The organism is Glacieibacterium arshaanense (assembly GCF_004681125.1).
Classification (GTDB): Bacteria; Pseudomonadota; Alphaproteobacteria; order Sphingomonadales; family Sphingomonadaceae; genus Polymorphobacter_A; species Polymorphobacter_A arshaanense.
In genome coordinates, this window is sequence record NZ_SIHO01000001.1 from 89,140 (window position 1) to 107,888 (window position 18,749).

Annotated in this window: 21 protein-coding genes; 15 read left to right on the forward strand and 6 right to left on the reverse strand. The window is 65.6% G+C overall.

Going from position 1 to position 18,749, the window contains the following annotated elements; genetic code table 11:
* Positions 1–89 precede the first annotated feature (89 nt).
* Entirely contained in the window at positions 90–878 is a 789-nt protein-coding gene (locus tag EUV02_RS00395; RefSeq protein WP_135244266.1) for a phosphatase PAP2 family protein, read from the forward strand.
* Between the two features lie 52 nt (positions 879–930).
* Here EUV02_RS00395 and EUV02_RS00400 read toward each other — a convergent pair whose 3' ends face one another.
* From EUV02_RS00400 to EUV02_RS00415, 4 genes are all read right to left on the reverse strand, one after another.
* The gene (locus tag EUV02_RS00400) at positions 931–2,361 is read right to left on the reverse strand and encodes a tannase/feruloyl esterase family alpha/beta hydrolase (protein WP_135244267.1); all 1,431 of its coding nucleotides are present in this window, start codon (positions 2,359–2,361) and stop codon (positions 931–933) included.
* Between the two features lie 156 nt (positions 2,362–2,517).
* The gene (locus EUV02_RS00405; protein WP_135244268.1) at positions 2,518–3,738 is read right to left on the reverse strand and encodes an acyl-CoA dehydrogenase family protein; all 1,221 of its coding nucleotides are present in this window, start codon (positions 3,736–3,738) and stop codon (positions 2,518–2,520) included.
* Between the two features lie 25 nt (positions 3,739–3,763).
* Positions 3,764–4,858 carry an acyl-CoA dehydrogenase family protein gene (locus tag EUV02_RS00410; protein WP_135244269.1) on the reverse strand — a complete coding sequence of 365 codons (1,095 nt, stop codon included), beginning with the start codon at positions 4,856–4,858 and terminating at the stop codon, positions 3,764–3,766.
* A gap of 110 nt (positions 4,859–4,968) precedes the next feature.
* Positions 4,969–5,169, reverse strand: a complete 201-nt coding sequence (locus EUV02_RS00415; RefSeq protein ID WP_135244270.1) for a DUF1192 domain-containing protein — start codon at positions 5,167–5,169, stop codon at positions 4,969–4,971.
* A 45-nt stretch (positions 5,170–5,214) separates the two neighbouring features.
* Between EUV02_RS00415 and EUV02_RS00420 the strand changes: the two genes are divergently transcribed.
* The 14 genes from EUV02_RS00420 (at position 5,215) to tgt (ending at position 16,124) form a co-directional block, all read left to right on the forward strand.
* On the forward strand, positions 5,215–6,216 hold the full coding sequence (locus EUV02_RS00420; protein WP_135244271.1) for an NAD(P)H-quinone oxidoreductase: 1,002 nt from the start codon (positions 5,215–5,217) through the stop codon (positions 6,214–6,216).
* 104 nt (positions 6,217–6,320) lie between these two features.
* Positions 6,321–7,013 (forward strand): DUF1013 domain-containing protein, encoded by a 693-nt coding sequence (locus EUV02_RS00425; protein ID WP_243445720.1) that lies wholly within the window; start codon positions 6,321–6,323, stop codon positions 7,011–7,013.
* A gap of 156 nt (positions 7,014–7,169) precedes the next feature.
* Positions 7,170–7,373: a hypothetical protein gene (locus EUV02_RS00430; protein ID WP_135244272.1), complete on the forward strand. Its 204-nt coding sequence runs from the start codon at positions 7,170–7,172 to the stop codon at positions 7,371–7,373.
* 165 nt (positions 7,374–7,538) lie between these two features.
* Entirely contained in the window at positions 7,539–8,609 is a 1,071-nt protein-coding gene (locus tag EUV02_RS00435; protein WP_135244273.1) for an MBL fold metallo-hydrolase, read from the forward strand.
* Positions 8,610–8,666: 57 nt separating this feature from the next.
* Positions 8,667–9,617 (forward strand): hypothetical protein, encoded by a 951-nt coding sequence (locus EUV02_RS00440; protein WP_135244274.1) that lies wholly within the window; start codon positions 8,667–8,669, stop codon positions 9,615–9,617.
* Positions 9,614–10,186, forward strand: a complete 573-nt coding sequence (locus EUV02_RS00445; protein WP_166430441.1) for a chromate transporter — start codon at positions 9,614–9,616, stop codon at positions 10,184–10,186. Before EUV02_RS00440 ends, EUV02_RS00445 begins: the two co-directional genes overlap by 4 nt.
* Positions 10,183–10,704: a chromate transporter gene (locus EUV02_RS00450; RefSeq protein WP_135244276.1), complete on the forward strand. Its 522-nt coding sequence runs from the start codon at positions 10,183–10,185 to the stop codon at positions 10,702–10,704. The genes EUV02_RS00445 and EUV02_RS00450 overlap by 4 nt, the downstream gene beginning before the upstream one ends.
* 145 nt (positions 10,705–10,849) lie before the next feature.
* On the forward strand, positions 10,850–11,095 hold the full coding sequence (locus EUV02_RS00455) for an exodeoxyribonuclease VII small subunit (protein WP_135244277.1): 246 nt from the start codon (positions 10,850–10,852) through the stop codon (positions 11,093–11,095).
* On the forward strand, positions 11,092–12,009 hold the full coding sequence (locus EUV02_RS00460; RefSeq protein ID WP_424022164.1) for a polyprenyl synthetase family protein: 918 nt from the start codon (positions 11,092–11,094) through the stop codon (positions 12,007–12,009). The genes EUV02_RS00455 and EUV02_RS00460 overlap by 4 nt, the downstream gene beginning before the upstream one ends.
* 29 nt (positions 12,010–12,038) lie before the next feature.
* The gene (gene coaD / locus EUV02_RS00465; RefSeq protein WP_135245308.1) at positions 12,039–12,536 is read left to right on the forward strand and encodes a pantetheine-phosphate adenylyltransferase; all 498 of its coding nucleotides are present in this window, start codon (positions 12,039–12,041) and stop codon (positions 12,534–12,536) included.
* 109 nt (positions 12,537–12,645) lie between these two features.
* Positions 12,646–13,428, forward strand: coding sequence for a peptidylprolyl isomerase (locus EUV02_RS00470; protein WP_135244278.1), 783 nt, complete (start codon positions 12,646–12,648; stop codon positions 13,426–13,428).
* A 9-nt stretch (positions 13,429–13,437) separates the two neighbouring features.
* On the forward strand, positions 13,438–14,463 hold the full coding sequence (gene queA, locus EUV02_RS00475; RefSeq protein ID WP_135244279.1) for a tRNA preQ1(34) S-adenosylmethionine ribosyltransferase-isomerase QueA: 1,026 nt from the start codon (positions 13,438–13,440) through the stop codon (positions 14,461–14,463).
* Positions 14,460–14,948 (forward strand): DNA-deoxyinosine glycosylase, encoded by a 489-nt coding sequence (locus tag EUV02_RS00480; RefSeq protein ID WP_135244280.1) that lies wholly within the window; start codon positions 14,460–14,462, stop codon positions 14,946–14,948. Before queA ends, EUV02_RS00480 begins: the two co-directional genes overlap by 4 nt.
* 51 nt (positions 14,949–14,999) lie before the next feature.
* Positions 15,000–16,124 (forward strand): tRNA guanosine(34) transglycosylase Tgt, encoded by a 1,125-nt coding sequence (gene tgt / locus EUV02_RS00485; protein WP_135244281.1) that lies wholly within the window; start codon positions 15,000–15,002, stop codon positions 16,122–16,124.
* Positions 16,125–16,253: 129 nt separating this feature from the next.
* Here the strand turns inward: tgt and EUV02_RS00490 are convergent, their stop codons facing one another.
* Both EUV02_RS00490 and EUV02_RS00495 read right to left on the reverse strand, forming a co-directional pair.
* Positions 16,254–17,063: an enoyl-CoA hydratase-related protein gene (locus tag EUV02_RS00490; protein ID WP_135244282.1), complete on the reverse strand. Its 810-nt coding sequence runs from the start codon at positions 17,061–17,063 to the stop codon at positions 16,254–16,256.
* Positions 17,064–17,156: 93 nt separating this feature from the next.
* On the reverse strand, positions 17,157–18,698 hold the full coding sequence (locus EUV02_RS00495; protein WP_135244283.1) for a DEAD/DEAH box helicase: 1,542 nt from the start codon (positions 18,696–18,698) through the stop codon (positions 17,157–17,159).
* Positions 18,699–18,749: the final 51 nt, after the last annotated feature.

Sequence of the window (18,749 nt, forward strand, 5' to 3'; positions counted from 1 at the left end):
ATAACCCAACTCGCCGCTTTGCAATCGTGAAGCCGATGCTAGGATAACGGCAACAACCGGCGGGGCTTGCCGGCCAAGGGGAGACGAAAATGCGGATAGCCTATGCCTTGCCATTGCTGCTGCTTGCGACTGGCGCTGTCGCCAAGACGCCGGCGCCGCCGCCCGAATCCTCGGCGAAGCTGACCGCCGCCGAAGCGCCCAAGATGCCGCCGGGCTATCTCGCTGGCCAGCCGCCGGTCGACATCCTCAAGCTGCTGCCGCCGCCGCCCGCGCCCAACTCCGCTGGCGACGTCGCGGACCGTGCGACCTATGCCGCGAGCGCGCTCGGCATCGATGGGCCCGCATGGAAGGCGGCACAGACGCAACTTTCGCCGCCCGATGCGCAGTTCATCGGCACGCTGGCGTGCGCGATGGGGGTCAAGCTGTCACGCGAGACGACGCCGGCGACGCTGGGCCTGCTGTTCCGGTCGTTTACCGATTTCGTGCCGCCGATGAATGTCGCGAAGGACAAATATATGCGGCCGCGGCCGTTCACCACCGATGACGGCCCGGCGTGCGACCCGAAGGTCGCCAAGGGTGAGGGTGCCAAGCTCGGTCCCAGCTACCCCAGCGGTCATTCGGGAATCGGCTGGCTGATCGCGTTGGTGCTTGGCGATGCCGCTCCCGCCAAGGCGACCGCATTGCGTGAATGGGGCGCCGACGTCGGCCAGCACCGCATCGACTGCCGCGTCCATTGGACGAGCGACGTCGCCGGCGGCAAGATCCTCGCGGTCGCGGTCTATGATCGCATCGCCGCGACCCCGGCGTATCAGGCCGATGTCAAAAAGGCTGCCGCCGAGCTGGCTGCCGCACCTGCGCTGACCTGTCCAGCCAGCTAGCGCGAGCCCCTAATCCTCCCCCTCCCCGAAGGCGGGGAGGATCAAGCGGGTGTTACTTCTGGTAGTTCAGCACCTGCGTCGCGCCGCCGCCGGCTGCCGTCACGGTTGCGGGGGCAACGCCGGTTTCGACCCAGGTGTCGAGCAGCGCGAACCAGTCGACGTTCACCGGCGCATCACCGCCACGGCAATGCAGCATGCCGGGCACCATGAAGATGCGGTAGAAATCGTCGGTCGGCCCTATCGCCTTGCGGACATTGGCCAGATACTCAAGGCTCAGCCCCGGCGGGATCGCCGGATCGTTCCAACCGTGATAGCCGATAAGCTTGCCGCCGCGCGCCTTGAAGGCCGACAGGTCGGGCGATGATGCGTCGAGCGTTGCCGCCCATTCTTTGGCACCGGCGATGACGTCGGCATCGGTCAGGTTGCGCAGATCGAACTTGGAGTCCTTCTTCACAAGATAGGCAAAGTGGTTCCACGCAAAGCCGCTGCCGGTGGCGCGGCTGGTGTCACCGTCGGGGGAGGCCACGCCCCATGCCGCCCAGCTGTTGGCACCGGCTTCGGCGCCGGGCTTTAGCCCCGGCATGGTGCCGCCGGTCACGACATCGCGGCGGCCATTGTAGATCGAGCGCACCACCGCGACCTGCTTCGCCGTCAGGCAAGCGTCGGTCTCAGTGCCGGTGCATTGCAGCACAACCGGATCAAAGCGGCACGCCTGCGGGTCGGCGATATAGGTTTTGCCATGGCCGCACGCCTTCAGCGCTGCAGCTTGCAGCGCCGGTAGCTTGCCCGGGGGCAGATTGCCGCCGGGCTTGACCAATGCCTTCGTCGCCAGTCCGCTGACGCCCTGCATCCGCGTCCACGCCCACGCCGGTGCGCCCGCGACGATGCCGTCGAAGTCCGCCGGATAGCGCTGCGCGGTCATCAGCGCCTCGCGGCCGCCGTCCGAACAGCCGAAGAAATAGTTGCGCTTGGCTGCCTTGCCGTACGCCGCGACGATGGACTTTGCGGTGTCGGTGGTGGTCTTGACCGCGCGCCAGCCGAAGTCGGTGACCTTTTCGGGATGGCCCAGCGCCCAGCTCGCATCGGTGCCGTCGTCGCTCTGGTGGCCGTCATCGGTGCCCGCGACCGCATAGCCGCGCGATAGCCCGAGCAGCATCGTGCCCCAGGGAATCCGCCCGGCAAAGCCGCCGTTGCCGACCTGCACGAACTTGCCGTTCCACGCCTCACCGACAGGGATCAGCACCGCCAGCCGGATATCCGAATCGCTGGTCGGGCGCGCCGTCGCTTCGACCTTGCAGACCGCGAACGGCAGCTTGACGGGGTTGGGCGCGTCCTTGACCGAAATGCCGGTGTCAGGCGCTACTTCGGTCGCTGCGGTGATGGTGACATTGGGGAGCGCCAGCTTGGCCAGCCCGGCGCAATCGGTGGCGGCGAGCGTTGGTGTGGCGGCGCATAGCGCGGCAGCGAACACGATGTGGCGCATGGAATCCCCCCGGTTGTTTTAGAGCCTCCGGCGGGCAGGCCTGAGGCCTGCACCCATTAGTTTGGGGCGGTGCAACCAATCTGCGCTGGTTGTTCTGTCACCGTCCAAAATCCGGGTGCAGGGGTCACCCCTGCCCGCCGGAGGCCCTCAAGTTCCTTACATCGCCTTGATTTCGTTATACGGCGTATCCTTGTCCGGCCGCATGTCGCCGGGCAGCCCGAGCACGCGCTCGGCGATGATGTTGCGCAGGATTTCGTCGGTACCACCGGCGATGCGCAGCCCGGCGGACGCCATGTAGCTGCCCTGCAAACGGTTGAGTTCGGGGTTGCTGCCGTCGGTGACGACGCCGCTCGACTGGTTGAGGTCCATCGCGAACGAGGCGAGGTCCTGCATCGTCTTGGCGACGACGACCTTCGAGATCGACTGCTCCGGTCCGGGCATTTCACCACGCGACAATGCCGATTGCGCGCGCATCTGCGTCAGCTTGATGCCTTCATCGGCGATATAGGTCGACGCGATGCGTTCACGGACCGTCGACTGGGAGATGGCCGGACCGTTGTCGGTCTGGATGCCGGCAGCGAGCGTCATCAGCGTCTTGTAGCCGGGCGCGTGGCTTGGCTTGCCGCCGACGGCGAGGCGCTCGTTCATCAGTGTCGTCAACGCGACCTTCCAGCCGTCGCCTTCGGCGCCGACGCGGTGGCTGTCATGGACCTTGACGTTGGTGAAGAAGACTTCGTTGAAGTCGGCGCCGCCCGACATCTGCTTGAGCGGACGGGCTTCGACGCCCGGCGCGTGCATGTCGACGATGAACATCGTCAGGCCCTTGTGCTTGGGCTTCGACGGATCGGTGCGGCAGACGATGATGCCGAAGTCCGAAAGATGCGCGTTGGTCGTCCACACCTTCTGGCCGTCGATCGTCCAGGTGTCGCCGTCCTTGACAGCCTTGGTGCGGATGCCGGCAAGGTCCGACCCGGCGATGGGTTCGGAAAACAGCTGGCACCAGACTTCGACGCCCGACAGCGCCTTGGCGACATAGCGCTCGATGAGTTCGGGGGTGCCATGCGAGAAGACCGTCGGGATGCACATGCCGAGGCCGATGGCATAGAGCCCGGTCGGGGCGTGGAAGCGGCTTTCTTCCTGGTTGTAAATGATCGAGTTCATCGGGCCGAGGCCCTGGCCGCCCATCGACTTGGGCCAGGTGATGCCGGTGTAGCCGGCGTCATACTTCTTCTTCTGCCAAATCTTTGAATGGCGGACGAAATCGGCGTGGCCGCGCCCGAATTCGGTCGGTTCGCGATATTCGCCGATGTTGGCTTCCAGCCAGGCGCGCGCCTTGGCGCGGTATTCGGCTTCGGGTGCGGTATCGTTGAAGTCCATGACGGTGTGTCCTTCTATGAATGTCTTAAGCGGCGTTGCGGCGTTCGAGCGCGCGCACCAGCCGGTCGGCCCACCACGCGCTGCTGCCGAGTGCCGAAGCGAGCTGGCGGTTGCGGCGGTAGTAGAACTGGCAGTCGCTCTCCCACGTGAAGCCGATGCCGCCGTGCAGCTGCACCGTCTCTTCTGCAGTAAAGCTGAGTGCATCGAGGCTGGCAACGCGCGCTGCTGACGCAGCCTGTCGCAGTTCGCCGGCGTCGGCGCCCATCGCCCAGGCGCCGTGCAGCGCATGCGCGCGCGCCAGTTCGAGCTTGATGTACATGTCGGCGCACTTGTGCTTGACGCCCTGATAACGGCCGATGCGCTGCCCGAAGGCGACGCGATCCTTGGCATAGGCGACGGTCATGTCCATCGACGCGGCGGTGGTGCCGAGCGCTTCGAACGCCGCGAGAATGGCGGCGCGGTCGAGCCAGTCCTGATAGGCGTCGGGATCGCCGAGCGCTTCGACGGCGGCGTTGTCGAGCGTCAGCTTGCCCGAACGGCGCACCAGGTCGAGCGTTTCGACGAGCTCGGTCTTGACGCCGGCACCGCCGAGATCGACCAGGTAAAGCTGCACGCCCTTGGGGCCGTTGGCGGTGATGATGGCGAGCTGGGCGCCGAGCAGGTCGGCGATCGGCAGCTTGACGCCGCTGGCCTTGCCGTCCTTGACGGTCAGTGCGGCGGTCGACGGCGAGGCGGCATTGCCTTCACCCCAGCCGACGCAGGCGATGACCTTGCCTTCGGCGATGCCGGGCAACCAGCGCGCCTGCTGTTCCTTGCTGCCGGCGCGCAGCAGCGCTTCGGTGGCGGCAAGGACCGAGGTCAGCGGGATGGGGGCGAGGCTGCGGCCGGCTTCTTCGGCGAGGACACAGGATTCTTCAGCCGTCAGGCCGACGCCGCCGAATTCTTCGGGCACGCGCGCTGCGGTCCAGCCGAGGTCGATGACGGCCTTCCACAAATCGGCGTCATAGGTGGCGGTGCCGTTCATCGATTTGCGGGCGATGGCGGGGCCGGCGTTGGCATCGAGAAACTTGCGCGCCGATTCGCGCATGGTTTTGGCGTCGTCGGAAAAGTCGAAGTTCATGCTGTCATTCCCCAAGGCTTGGTTTGGGGCTACCTTACGTTAACGTAAAGCAAGTGCAAGGGGCTTGTTGTCGCAACTTCCACTCTCCCGACTGCGGGAGGCGGAATGCGTCACTTGCGGCGAAAGAGGTCGTCGGCGGCGGACCGGAACTTGCTCGCGGCGTCGCGCTTGGCCTTGGTGCGGGCGATTTCGGCTTCGAGTCGCTCGACGCGCTCGTCGAGCTCGGCCACCGACAGCGGATCGAGATCCTGCCGCATCAACGCAGCAAGCGCGTCGTCGCGCTTGCGCGGTTCGAGATCGTCGATGTCCATGAGCCGAGATTTGACCTTGGCGGCGGCAGAGTCAATATCAGCGCCATGAGCAACATTCCCACGACCATGACCGCCATTGATCCCGCCGCAGCCGGTGGACCCGAAGTGCTGGTGCCGGTGTCGCGGCCAGTGCCGCAGCCGGGGCCGGGCGAGGTGCTGGTGCGTGTTGCTGCCGCCGGCGTCAACCGTCCCGACGTGCTGCAGCGGCTCGGGCTGTATCCGATGCCGCCGGGCACGCCGACGATCATGGGACTGGAAATTGCCGGCGAGATTGTTGCGGTGGGGGCGGACACGCCGCGCTGGCAGGTCGGCGATAAGGTCTGCGCGCTGGTCGCAGGCGGCGGCTATGCGGAATATTGCGTCGCGCCGGGCGGTCAGTGCCTGCCGGTGCCGGCGGGGTTGAGCTTTGCCGATGCGGCGGGGCTGCCCGAAACCTATTTTACCGTCTGGTCGAACCTTTTCCAGCGCGGCGCGGCGAAGGCCGGCGAGAGCGTGCTGGTCCACGGCGGCACCTCGGGCATCGGTGTCACGGCGATCCTGCTCGCCAAGGCGTTCGGGCTGACGGTCATCGTGACCGCAGGCAGCGACGAAAAATGCGCGTCGGCACTGGCGCTCGGCGCTGACCATGCAATCAACTACAAGACGCAGGACTTTGCTGCCGAGGTGGCGACGCTGACGGCGGGGCGCGGCGTCGATATCGTGCTCGACATGGTCGGGGGCGATTATATCCCGAAGAATATCGCCAGCCTCGCGGATGACGGGCGCCATGTCTCGATCGCGTTCCAGCGCGGGCCGCGTGCGGAAGTCGATTTCACCGCGGTGATGCGCAAACGGCTGGTGATTACCGGCTCGATGCTGCGACCACGCCCGGTGGCGTTCAAGGCAGCGGTGGCGGCCGAGCTGGAAGCCAGGGTCTGGCCACTGTTTGCGCAGACGCGGCTGCGCGCGGTGACCGATTGCGTTCTGCCGCTGGCACAGGCCGCCGATGCGCACCGCCGCATGGAAGCCGGGACGCATGTCGGCAAGATCGTGTTGAGCACGGATTAAGCTGCGGTGCTTGATTGGCGGACGCAATAAGCCTACATCATGGCCAGCACAGCCGTCCCGACCGGGGCGGCTCTTTCTATGTCTGAAACCCAAGGTTAGTCAAAATGTCCGCTCAACTTACGCCGCTGATGCCGCACGCGACCGCCGCCTGGCTGGTCGACAACTCGGCGCTGACCTTCGAACAGATTGCTGCTTTCTGCGGTCTGCACATCCTCGAAATCCAGGCGATCGCCGATGACACCGCCGCGACCAAGCTGTCAGGCCGCGACCCGATCCGCGCCAACGAACTGACTCAGGCCGAAATCGATCGCTGCGCTGCCGACCCCGATGCGCGCCTGCGCCTTGAGAAGCAGCCCGAGCAGGAGCGCCGCACCAAGGGCCCGCGCTACACGCCGGTCAGCAAGCGCCAGGACAAGCCCGACGGCATCGCGTGGATCATCCGCAACCACCCCGAAATCACCGACGGCCAGATTTCGCGCATCATCGGCACCACCAAGTCGACGATCGCCACGATCCGCGACAAGAGCCACTGGAACATCGCCAACATCCAGCCGAAGGATCCCGTCACGCTCGGCCTGTGCGCGCAGCGCGAGCTCGATGCACTGGTCGCGGCGGCGGCGAAAAAGGCCGGCATCGTCGCCAGCCCCGACGACGGCAAGATCGCCGGCGAGCGGGCGCAGCTGATCGAACAGCTGCAGGCCGAACGTGTCGCTGCGGCGCATATCGCCGAGCATGGTGCGCCGCCGACCGAGTTGGGTACGGCGCAGCAGCAGGGCGATGCACTGTTTCGCCGCTAGCGCGGCCAGCGCGTAAGTCGAAATTCGCCCTTCGCGAATTTTGCCTTACGCGCGGACTCGCGCAAGGCCGGCCGGCGGGGCGGGCGGACTAACCGCCCGAACCCGTCCGACGGCGTGGCTTTGCCACGACGCTCTATGGCGCAAGATGGCAAGCTAATGATCATTGATAAAGGTAATTGGGTTTTCATCGAACAGGAGAACGCGATTTTTCGCGGGCCTTCACGCAGCTTTCCACATGAAGTTTGGAGCGTGAAGCAACAGAAATGGTTTCCCTATCATTTCGACGAACCTTTCAAGCCAATTGAATGGGGTAATATCGTTTCTGAGACCGAAGCTGGGCTCTATATGGCACCCGACTAAATCGCTTGCACAGGTCTTCTTTCTTTTCAGGGCACCTCTCACCCCGCCGTGCATAACGCGCGAGTAGCCCTCTCCCGCAAGGGAAGAGGGGAAGATACGAGCTTCCTACCCCTCGACTTCACGTAAACGTCAACCTAAGGTCGCTCCGAAACCGGAGAAGCCTGCATGTCCGACGTCAGCCTCGCCAGCGCGCCCATCGAACCCGATGACCTGCGCGGCCTGCACTACCCGTTCGGGCGCCATGTCCCCGAAGGCGGTAATCTGCTCGAAGTGGCGCCGGGCGTGTTCTGGTTGCGCATGCCGATTCCGTTCGCGCTCGATCACATCAACCTGTGGGTACTCGAGGATGGCGACGGCTGGGCGATTGTCGATACCGGCGTGCAGACCACCGCCGGCAAGGCGCTGTGGCGTGCAGCGTTCGATGGCCCGCTGAAAGGCCGCCCGGTCAAGCGCGTTATCGTTACCCACTACCACCCCGACCACCTCGGGCTGGCCGGCTGGCTGTGCAAGAAGTGGCAGATTCCGCTCGAAATCGCGCGCACCGAATATTTGCTGGCGAAGACGCTGATCCTTGAGACGCATCCGGTGCCGCCCGCCGATGTCGTCGAATTTTACACGCGCGCCGGCTGGCCCGACGAGCGGCTGGCGGCGTTTGCCAAGCATAGCTGGGGACATTTCTCGCTCGGCGTGTCGCCGCTGCCGACCGGCTTCATCCGCATCGAGGATGGTGACGTGCTCAAGATCGGCGGCCGCGACTGGCGCGTCGTGACGGGGCGCGGCCACAGCCCCGAACATTCGTGTCTGGTCTGCGACGAGGCCGGGTTGATGATCGCCGGCGACCAGGTGCTGCCGCGCATCACCTCGAACGTCTCGGTCTATCCCGGCGAGCCGCGCGGCAACCCGCTGCGTGACTGGCTCGAATCGATCGAAAAGCTTGAAGGTCTCGATGCCGGCTTGCGCGTGCTGCCGGCGCACAACGAACCCTTCGAACGGCTGCACGTGCGGCTGGCGCAACTACGCGATGACCACATGGACAAGCTCGACAAGCTGGCGGATTTCTGCAGCGAGCCGCGCAGCGTGTTCGAGACGTTTCCGATCCTGTTCCGCCGCCCGGTCGGCGAGCGCGAAGTGATGATGGCGAGCGGCGAGGCATTGGCGCATCTGCATTGGCTCGAAGCGCGCAATCTGGTGGCGCGCGAACGCGTGGGCACCGTCGACCGCTTCGTCGCGGTCTGATGCGCGTTGCGCCAAAGACCTGCGCGCATTAGCCTTGGCGCCAGCCGGGGAGCCGTGATGTCGAAGAAGAAGACCAAGTCGCACAAGCACGACAAGGCGGCAAAGGCCGATCTGCCGGTGCCGACGCCGCCGGTCATCGGCGCGTACAATGACGGCACGCCGTTCGACCAGATACAGTTTCTCGAGGCCAAGCTCATCCTCAAGCCTGACCGCTTCACCTCGGTGAAGGCGTTCCGGCAGTTCGACCGGCTGGTGGCGAAAGTCGCCAAGGCGAGTGGCGTCGGCTACACGCCCAACCCCAAGGCGCCCGAGCGCCCCGAAATCCGCGAAATCACCTTTTACGACACACCCGATTTCCGCCTCTACAATGCCGCCTTCATCCTGCGGCGACGCATCGCCTATGTCGACGGCTTCGCCACTGGCGACCCCGAACTCGTCGGCAAGTTCCGCCACACCGACGAAGCGACCGCGATGAAGGTCGACATGCGCCCGAAGATCGAGGGCAATTACGAAATCAAGTTCAAGGCCGAGATGCTGCCGCGCAAGGAAGGACCCGGCGGCTACCGGTTGCTTTATTCGCACAACTGCCAGTTCGGCCAGAGCCAGTGGCATAGCGCGGAGCGGACCACCGCAGTGGCGCTGAACCATGCGTTTCCGGCGCTGGCGAAGCTCAAATTGCCCAAGGAAAGCCATGTCAGCCTGGTCAACGAAGGTATTGTCGAGGAAATCATGTTGCCGCTCGGCATCCTCGATTTCGGCGGTGGCCGCACCGCCAAGACCGACATCAGCCTGTGGCGGACGCGCGGCGAGCACAAGTCGCTGGTCGGCGAATTTTCGTTCCAGATGAAGTTCGACCGCAAGGAAGCTGTGGCCACCGAACAGCGCAAGCGTGTCGTGGAATTCTACGTGTCGTTGCAGCATGCCGTCGAGGAATGGCTCGCATTCGGCGTCACCAAGACCGCGATGGTTTACCGTCTGCGCGGCAATCCGCCCGCCAGCCACGAATGAGCGACGCTGCTGTTCCGCCGGCCGCCGCGCCCGTGCCGGTGACGCTGCTGCGCATCTTCATCGAATTCCTGATCATCGGCGGCACCAGCTTCGGCGGTGTCGTGCCCTATCTGCGCGGCGGGCTGGTGACGCGCACCGGCTGGCTCGACGACCGCGAATTCGTCGAGATGCTGTCGATCTGCCAGTCGTTGCCGGGGCTCAACGCCACCAACATGGCGGTGCTGGTCGGGCAGAAACTGCGCGGGCCGCTCGGCGCTCTGGTGGCGATTGTCGCGATGTGCCTGCCTGGTGCGCTGCTGATGTATATCGTCGGGATTTTCTACCGCCAGCATGGCGACCATGCGGCGGTGACCGGTGCGCTCAAGGGTGTGGCCGCCGCCGCCGTCGGGCTGATCCTGTCGACGGTGGTGCAGCTCGGCAAGAAGTCGCTCGATAGCAGCGCCGATTTCATCTTCGTCGTGGTGACCGTCGTCGCGGTGATGGGCTTTCATGTCTCGGTGCCGGTGGCGCTGCTCGGCGTCGGCGCGGCGGCGATCCTGTGGCACAGGCCGAAAGCGCCAACGCCATGAGCGAAATTCCGGCACTCGCCCGGGTATTTTCCTATCTGTCGCTGCTCACCGTCGGCGGCGGCATGGCGGCGTTTCCCGAGCTTCAGGACCAAGCGGTCCACGTCCACGGCTGGCTGACCGACAAGCAGCTCATCCACCTCTATTCGGTCGGCCAGCTGGCGCCGGGGCCGAACATGATGATGATCGTCGCGATCGGCCAATGGGCCGGCGGGCTGGCCGGGGCGCTGGTTGTGCTCGCCGCGTTCTTCGGACCGACGGCGGTGCTTGCCTACGGCGTCGCTGCGGTATGGAAGCGCCTCGAAAGCTGGCCGTGGCGCACGTCGATCCAGAAGGGCCTGGCACCGGTGTCGATCGGGCTGTTGCTGGCGGGCGGGCTGACGATGGCCAAGGGCGCCGTGACCGGCACGCTGACCGCCACGGTGGCGACGGTGGTGCTGATCATATTGCTGCGCTTCAAGGTCAATCCGGCGCTGCTGGTGATCGGCGGTGGCGCATTCGGCTTCCTGGTCATGCAGTGACCGCCGACGGGCGCCGTGCCAGCGGTCTGCGGCGTCGGCTCGCCGCGATTGGCGGTCAACAAGTCTTGACCGTAAACACCGGCCCGTCCACAACCGCCCGACTATCTTCGACTTTGGACCCCGTACAGGCGAACCGGCATTTTTGATGAGCGACGCACCCGACCCACTCGCCAACCTGAGTTTCGAAGCCGCGTTGGCGCGGCTCGAAGCCATCGTCCACAAGCTCGAGGCGGGCGACGCCAGCCTTGAGGAATCGATTGCCATCTACACCGAAGGCCAGGCGCTCAAGAAGCATTGCGAGGACAAGCTCGCCGGTGCGACGGCGCGTATCGAAGCCATCCAGCTCGGCGCCGACGGCGCGCCGGTTGCCACCAAGCCCTTTGACGCATGATGTCGGATCAGGATCGCGTGCACGCCTCACTCAGCCTAAAGCCCGCGCTCGATGCCATTGGCACGGCGATCGATCAGCGTTTCGACCGGTTGCTGCCGCTGCCCGATGACGGGCGCCGCCGGCTGTTCGAAGCGATGCGCCACGCCGTCATCGGCGGCGGCAAGCGCATGCGGCCATTGCTCGTGGTTGCGGCGTGCGACCTGTTCCATGTCGACCGCGAACGCGCACTGCGCGTCGCCATCGCGATCGAGGCGGTGCATTGCTACAGCCTCATCCACGACGATCTGCCATGCATGGACGATGACGATCTGCGCCGCGGCAAGCCGACGGTGCACAAGGCATTCGACGAAGCGACCGCGGTGCTGGCGGGCGATTCGCTGCACGCGCTGGCGTTCGAAGTGCTCGCCGACGAAGCCACCCACGAAGACCCGTTCGTGCGTTCCGAACTGGTGCTCGAACTGGCCCGCGCCAGCGGCCCGAGCGGCATGGCCGGCGGTCAGATGATGGATCTGGCGGCGGAAAGCCAGGTTTTCGACCTCGCCGCAACCACGCGCCTGCAACAGCTCAAGACCGGCGCGCTGATCAGCTTCTGCCTCGATGCCGGGGCGATCATGGGCCGCGTCGGTGACGCCCAGCGCACCAAGCTGCGCGGCTATGCGCACGACCTGGGGCTGGCGTTCCAGATTGCCGACGACCTGCTCGATGTCGAAGGCAGCTCGGCGAAAACCGGCAAGGCGGTGCAGAAGGATGCGGCAGCGGGCAAGGCGACGTTCGTGTCGCTGCTCGGTGTCGAGCGCGCCCGCACGCAGGCCGAAATGCTGATCGATCAGGCGATCGGCCATCTGCACAGCTTCGGCGCCGAAGCGGACCTGCTGCGCGCCATCGCGCGCTTCGCGATCGAGCGCGACCGCTAAAAATTTCGAACAGGGGTTTGGCAATGGCAATGCGCATTGGGGTCTATCCGGGGACGTTTGACCCGCTGACTTTGGGCCATATGGACATCATCCGGCGCGGCGCACGGCTGGTCGACCGGCTGGTCATCGGCGTGGCGACCAACCCGTCGAAGTCACCGATGTTCACACTCGCCGAGCGCAAGGCGCAGGTGGGCCGCGAAGTCGCCGATCTGCCGGGTGTCGAAGTCGTCGAATTCGATGAACTGCTGATGTCGTTCGCCGAACGGCTGGGCGCGACGGTCATCGTGCGCGGGCTGCGCGGTGCGGGCGACTTCGAGTATGAGTTCCAGATGACGGGGATGAATCGCGCACTCAATGACGATATCGAGCAGCTGTTCCTGATGGCCGATGTCGCGCTGCAGCCGATCGCGTCGAAGCTGGTCAAGGAAATCGCGCTGTACGACGGCGATATCCGCAAGTTCGTGCCGCCGCGCATCGCCGATGAGGTTGTGGCGCGTGTCGTCGAGATGCGGACACCGCGCGGCTGAGGTTTGCAGCACGATTGAGCCGGCGGCACGCAACAGTGCGTGACGTTCAGCGCCGTGACAGCTACAAGCTGGCATTGACACAAATTGGCTCGATTTGCGGAGAGTAGTGATGACCAGGCGAATTCCGGCACTGTGGCTGGCCGTGGCCGGCGTGCTGGTGGCACCGCTGTTGTCCGCCCCGCTGCTGGCGCAAAGCCGTGGCAAGGAAGAGGCGCCGATTTCGCCCGCCGCAACCGCTGCTGTCGAAAAGGCCGCCAAGGCGAAGGCCGCCGAAACGGCGCCGGTGCCGGCTGCGGTGCCGGCGGCGTCCGACCTCGACAACACCTGGCTGCTCGACCTGTCGACGGGCGGCCGCGTTACCATCGTGCTGCGCCCCGATGTGGCGCCCGAACACGTGGCGCGCATCAAGACGCTGACGCGCGAAGGCTTCTACAATGGCACGGTGTTCCACCGCGTCATCGAAGGCTTTATGGCGCAGGGCGGCGACCCGACGGGCACCGGCACCGGTGGTTCGAAGCTGCCCAATCTGAAGCCTGAATTCAGCGATCTGCCGCATGTCCGTGGCGCCGTTTCGATGGCACGCGCGCAGGAAAAGGACAGCGCCAACAGCCAGTTCTTCATCATCCTGTTGCCGACGATGAAGCTCGATCACAACTACACGATCTTCGGCCGCGTCACCGGCGGCATGGAGTTCGTCGACAAGATTGCGCCGGGCGAGCCGCCGGCCGACCCGTCGAAAATCATCCAGGCATCGATGGCATCCGACCATAAGCCGCCGCCGGCGCCGCAGTCGACGATTCCCAGCGCCGCCAAGCTTGGCATTCCGTCGCTGTTCGAAACGCCCCAGAAGCCCGCAGCACCTCCGGCTGCTGCAACGCCGCCGAAGAAATAGGCAGGCCCGTTGCGCGTTTCCGATTTCGATTTTGACCTGCCAACCGAGCGCATAGCGCTGCGGCCGGTGTCACCGCGCGACGCGTCGCGGTTGCTGATGGTGACGCAGGGCGGCCTTGCCGACAAGATGTTCGCCGACCTGCCGAAGCTGCTGCGCGCCGGCGACCTGCTGGTGTTTAACGATACCCGCGTGCTGCCTGCACAGCTGGCGGGGATGAAGTTCAACGCCAAGATCCGCGTGACGCTGCACAAGCGTATCGAGCCGCGGCGCTGGTGGAGCTTTGTCAAGAACGCCAAGCGCCTGAAGCCCGATGATCGCGTCGATTTCGGCCATGGCTTGACCGGCGTTGCCGAAGCGCGCGACCCGCGCGACGGCAGCATATTGTGGCATTTCGAAAGTGCGCTGCCGATCGAGGAAGCGCTGATGGCAGCGGGGCAGATGCCGTTGCCGCCGTATATTTCGTCGAAGCGCAATGTCGATGCACAGGACCTCGATGATTACCAGACGGTATTCGGCGACAAGCTCGGTGCGGTCGCGGCGCCGACCGCCGGGCTGCATTTCACGCCCGAGCTATTGGCCGCGCTTGATGCGGCGGGCATCGAGCGCCGCACCGTGACGTTGCACGTCGGCGCCGGCACATTCCAGCCGGTCAAGGTCGATGACACCGACCAGCACATGATGCACGCCGAATGGGGCCAGATCGACGCCGCCACGGCCGCCGCCATTCGCGCCGCCAAGGACGAAGGCCGCCGCGTCATCGCGGTCGGCACGACGTCGGCACGGCTGCTCGAAAGCGCCTGGACCCCCGAAGGCGTGCAAGCCTTCAGCGCCGACACGCGCATCTTCATCACGCCGGGGTTCCGCTTCGCGGTCGTCGACGGGCTGCTCACCAACTTCCACCTGCCCAAATCGACGCTGTTCATGCTGGTCAGCGCGCTGATGGGGCTCGACACGATGAAGGCGGCTTACGCGCACGCGGTGGCCAACGACTATCGCTTCTACAGCTACGGCGACGCGAGTTTGCTGCTGCCGTGACGTGGTCGGCGTCGTTTGCGCCACACGTCGATCCCGGCACGCGGCTGCTGATTGTCGGCAGCCTGCCCGGACGCGAGTCACTGGCGCGCCAGCAATATTATGCGCACCCGCGCAACCAGTTCTGGGCGCTGGTCGGGGCGGTGATCGGCGTTGAGCTTGCGGCGATGGCTTATCCCGATCGGCTTGCCGCATTGGCTCGCCACCATATCGGGCTTTGGGACGTCGTCGCCTCGGCATCGCGTGTCGGCAGCCTCGACAGCGCCATTCGCGACCATCAGCCCAATGACCTCGCGGCACTGGCCGGGTCATTGCCGGCGTTGCGCGGTGTCGGCTTCAATGGCGCAGCGGCATTCAAGCTCGGCGCGCCCGCGGTGGCTGCCGCCGGCATTGCGGTGGTGGCGTTGCCGTCGTCGAGCCCGGCACATGCTGCGATGCCGCTGGCCGCCAAGCGCGCGAGATGGCTGCAGCTTGCAGCATGGTTGTGAGACCGCAACTGCCCCTGTTCGTGGCGGCGTTTCGCCGCTAGACGGCTCGCCATGACGCGTTTCGACTTCAACATCCACGCCACCGATGGTGCCGCGCGCACCGGGGTCATCCGCATGCAGCGCGGCGATATCCGCACGCCGGCGTTCATGCCGGTGGGGACGGCAGCCACCGTCAAGGCGATGCGGCCGGCCGAGGTGCGGGCCAGCGGCGCCGAGATCATCCTGGGCAACACCTACCACCTGATGCTGCGACCGACTGCCGAGCGCATTGCGCGACTGGGCGGGCTGCACAAGTTCATGGGGTGGGAGCGGCCGATCCTGACCGATAGCGGCGGCTTCCAGGTGATGAGCCTCGGCGCGCTATCGAAGCTGACCGAGGACGGCGTGACGTTTGCCTCGCACCTCGATGGCTCGAAGCATCTGATCACGCCCGAACGCAGCATGGAGATCCAGCGGCTGCTCGGATCGGACATCGTCATGGCGTTCGACGAATGCACGCCGTATCCGGCTACGCGCGTACAGGCTGAAAGCAGCATGCTGCGATCGATGCGCTGGGCGCAGCGGTCGCGCGATGGTTTTGACAGTGGTATCGACCATGCATCACGGTCAGCGCTGTTCGGTATCCAGCAGGGGTCGACATTCGAGGATTTGCGCGCGGTTTCGGCGGCCAAACTGATCGACATCGGCTTTGACGGCTATGCCATCGGCGGGCTGGCGGTGGGCGAGGGGCAGGCGGCGATGTTCAGCGTGCTCGACTATGCGCCGGGCCAGCTGCCCGCCGACCGGCCGCGCTACCTGATGGGCGTCGGCAAGCCCGACGATATCGTCGGCGCCGTCGAACGCGGCATCGACATGTTCGACTGCGTGCTGCCGACGCGGTCAGGCCGGACGGGGCAGGCGTTCACCCATGCCGGCCCGATCAACCTGCGCAACGCGCGCTTTGCCGAAGACGAGGCGCCGCTCGACGCCACATGCGCCTGTCCGGTGTGCAAGACCAACAGCCGCGCCTATATCCACCACCTGATCAAAAGCAGCGAAATCCTCGGCGCGATGCTGATGACCGAGCATAATGTGTGGTTCTACCAGCAATTGATGGCCGGTTTGCGTGCCGCGATCGCAGCAGGCGAATTGACCAAATTCGCCAATGATTTCAGGGCGCAATACGGCGCACGTTGAGCGCCAATGTGGTCAGTCTTTACGGGTGTAGAGCCTCCGGCGGGCAGGGCCGCAGGCCCTGCACCCAACTATTTGGCGCTCTTCAATCGGGTGCAGGCCTCAGGCCTGCCCGCCGGAGGCTCTTCCGTCTTACTTGCCGGTGAAAACCGCCGGCCGCTTCTGCAGGAACGCCGTCACGCCCTCGGCAAAGTCGGCGGTGCGGCCGGCCTTGAGCTGGTTGTGGCGCTCGACCATCAGGCCTTCGGTGAGCGTCACGTCCATGCAGGCGCGGATGCCGGCGCGGATGAGTGCGTAGGACTGCGTCGGGCCCTTGGCGAGCTTGGCGGCGAGCGCGTTGGCGGTGTCCATCAGCGCTTCGTCATCGACGACCTGGTAGATCATGCCCCAGTCGGCGGCGGTTTCGGCCTTGATGCGCTCACCGAGCATCATCATCGCCTGGGCGCGGGCCTTGCCGGCGAGGCGCGGCAGCAGCCAAGTCGAGCCGACGTCGGGGACGAGGCCGATGTTGACGAAGGCTTGCAGGAAATAGGCCGACTTGGCGGCGATGACGATGTCACCGGCGAGCGCGTACGAGCAGCCGGCGCCGGCGGCAGCGCCGTTGACGGCGGTGATGAACGGCACGGGCAGCGAGAACAGTCGCTCCATCAGCGGGTTGAAGTGCGTTTCGAGCACCTTGCCGGCGTCGGGTGCGCTGCGCGGCAGCTTGCTCTCCTCGCCGCCACCGGCGCCGCCGCCCGACAGGTCGGCGCCGCTGCAGAAGGCGCGGCCGGTCGAGGTCAGCAGCAGTACGCGTGCGGTGCCTTCGTCGCGGACGCGGTCGACGGCGTGGATCATTTCGGCGATGACGCCGGTGTGCAGGGCGTTGAGCACCTGCGGGCGGTTGATGGTCAGCGTCGCGACGCCGTCAACTTCGGTGAAAAGAATGTGTTCGTAGCTCATGGTTGGCTCCCCAAGTTCGAGTCTCGGGTTACCTTAGCGCGATAGTTATCGCGAATGCCAGCACTGGTTGACGTTTGCGTCAACCAATCAGTGTTAGATGCGCGCCTTGACCGTCATGAACGCCGGCATGCCTTCGGCGCCGAAGCCGACTTCGTTTGACGGCGCATCGTCGCGGTCGTTGCGGCCACGGCCGCGGTCGTCGCGACCGCGGTTGTCGCGGCCACGATCGTTGCGCGGACGCTCCTCACGGGGGCGTTCCTCACGCGGACGCTCCTCGCGGGGGCGCTCTTCGCGCTGGCGTGCGGCACGCGGCGCTTCGACGGGCTGCTCGGCTGCGGGGGCTTCGACGGGAGCTTCTGCGACTTCTGCAGCTTCAGCGGTGACGACTTCTGCAGCAGCGCGGCCCTTGCCGCCACGGCCGCGACGGCGCGGGCCACGGGCAGGGCGTTCGCCGGCGTCGGGTTCTGCAGCAGCAACTTCGGCAGCTTCAGGGGCTGCCTCGTCAGCGACAACGGCGGCTTCGCTGCCTGTGTAGCGCCGGATGGCGTGCTTGATGAGCTTTTCGACTTCGGCGAGGTTGTCGGCGTCGGCGGGGGTCACCAACGTATAGGCGGTGCCGGTGCGGCCGGCGCGACCGGTACGGCCGATGCGGTGGACGTAGTCGTCGGCGTGGTGCGGCACGTCATAGTTGAATACGTGGGTCACACCCGGCACGTCGAGGCCGCGCGCCGCGACGTCGGAGGCGACGAGAATGGTGATTTCGTCGCTCTTGAAGCGGTCGAGCTCGCGGATGCGGTCGGACTGGTCCATGTCGCCGTGGATCTGGCCGGCCTTGAAACCGGCGCGCTTGAGCGTGTCGTACAGCTCGCGCACGTCCTTCTTGCGGTTGCAGAAGATGATGGCGTTCTTGAGCTCGGGGGCGCGGAGCAAGCTGCGCAGCGCTTCGCGCTTGCCGCGCGGGGACACTTCGACGACGAGCTGGGTGATCAGCGCATTCGATTCGGCCGGACGTGCGACTTCGATGACGCGCGGGTCGGTCATGAACCGGTCGGCGAGCTTCTTGATCGGCCCTGGCATCGTTGCCGAAAACAGCAACGTCTGGCGCGGGCTCGGCAGCTTGGTGCAGATTTCCTCGATATCGGGGATGAAGCCCATGTCGAGCATGCGGTCGGCTTCGTCGATGACCAGCAGGCTGCACATGTTGAGCATGATCTTGCCGCGGCCGAACAGGTCCATCAGCCGGCCGGGGGTGGCGATCAGCACGTCGACACCCTTTTCGAGCGCCGCCATCTGGTCGCCCATCGACACGCCGCCGATGAGGAGCGCCATCGTCAGCTTGTGATACTTGCCGTATTTGTCGAAATTCTCCGAAACCTGCTGCGCCAGTTCGCGCGTCGGTTCCAGAATCAGCGAACGCGGCATGCGGGCGCGCGAGCGGCCTTCGGCGAGAATGTCGATCATCGGCAGCACGAAGGAGGCGGTCTTGCCGGTGCCGGTCTGGGCCACGCCAATGATGTCCTTGCCCATCAGCACCGGCGGGATCGCCTGGCGCTGGATCGGGGTCGGTTCGTTGTAGCCGCTATCATTGACCGCGCGCAGCAGGTCCTCTGAAAGGCCCAGGGCTTCGAAGCTCATGAACATCCTTGGAATGCGCGGGTGAAGGTCACGCGCGCTTGGCGCTGCATT

Bases quoted from the DNA above. Each gene is read 5' to 3' on its own strand.
- EUV02_RS00470 (WP_135244278.1), top strand. From the start codon at position 12,646: ATGACCAGGCGAATTCCGGCACTGTGGCTGGCCGTGGCCGGCGTGCTG.
- EUV02_RS00455 (WP_135244277.1), top strand. From the start codon at position 10,850: ATGAGCGACGCACCCGACCCACTCGCCAACCTGAGTTTCGAAGCCGCG.
- EUV02_RS00450 (WP_135244276.1), top strand. From the start codon at position 10,183: ATGAGCGAAATTCCGGCACTCGCCCGGGTATTTTCCTATCTGTCGCTG.
- tgt (WP_135244281.1), top strand. From the start codon at position 15,000: ATGACGCGTTTCGACTTCAACATCCACGCCACCGATGGTGCCGCGCGC.
- EUV02_RS00430 (WP_135244272.1), top strand. From the start codon at position 7,170: ATGATCATTGATAAAGGTAATTGGGTTTTCATCGAACAGGAGAACGCG.
- coaD (WP_135245308.1), top strand. From the start codon at position 12,039: ATGCGCATTGGGGTCTATCCGGGGACGTTTGACCCGCTGACTTTGGGC.
- EUV02_RS00435 (WP_135244273.1), top strand. From the start codon at position 7,539: ATGTCCGACGTCAGCCTCGCCAGCGCGCCCATCGAACCCGATGACCTG.
- EUV02_RS00415 (WP_135244270.1), bottom strand. From the start codon at position 5,169: ATGGACATCGACGATCTCGAACCGCGCAAGCGCGACGACGCGCTTGCT.
- EUV02_RS00440 (WP_135244274.1), top strand. From the start codon at position 8,667: ATGTCGAAGAAGAAGACCAAGTCGCACAAGCACGACAAGGCGGCAAAG.
- EUV02_RS00445 (WP_166430441.1), top strand. From the start codon at position 9,614: ATGAGCGACGCTGCTGTTCCGCCGGCCGCCGCGCCCGTGCCGGTGACG.
- EUV02_RS00425 (WP_243445720.1), top strand. From the start codon at position 6,321: ATGTCCGCTCAACTTACGCCGCTGATGCCGCACGCGACCGCCGCCTGG.
- EUV02_RS00410 (WP_135244269.1), bottom strand. From the start codon at position 4,858: ATGAACTTCGACTTTTCCGACGACGCCAAAACCATGCGCGAATCGGCG.
- EUV02_RS00495 (WP_135244283.1), bottom strand. From the start codon at position 18,698: ATGAGCTTCGAAGCCCTGGGCCTTTCAGAGGACCTGCTGCGCGCGGTC.
- EUV02_RS00405 (WP_135244268.1), bottom strand. From the start codon at position 3,738: ATGGACTTCAACGATACCGCACCCGAAGCCGAATACCGCGCCAAGGCG.
- EUV02_RS00395 (WP_135244266.1), top strand. From the start codon at position 90: ATGCGGATAGCCTATGCCTTGCCATTGCTGCTGCTTGCGACTGGCGCT.
- EUV02_RS00460 (WP_424022164.1), top strand. From the start codon at position 11,092: ATGATGTCGGATCAGGATCGCGTGCACGCCTCACTCAGCCTAAAGCCC.
- EUV02_RS00490 (WP_135244282.1), bottom strand. From the start codon at position 17,063: ATGAGCTACGAACACATTCTTTTCACCGAAGTTGACGGCGTCGCGACG.
- EUV02_RS00420 (WP_135244271.1), top strand. From the start codon at position 5,215: ATGAGCAACATTCCCACGACCATGACCGCCATTGATCCCGCCGCAGCC.
- EUV02_RS00400 (WP_135244267.1), bottom strand. From the start codon at position 2,361: ATGCGCCACATCGTGTTCGCTGCCGCGCTATGCGCCGCCACACCAACG.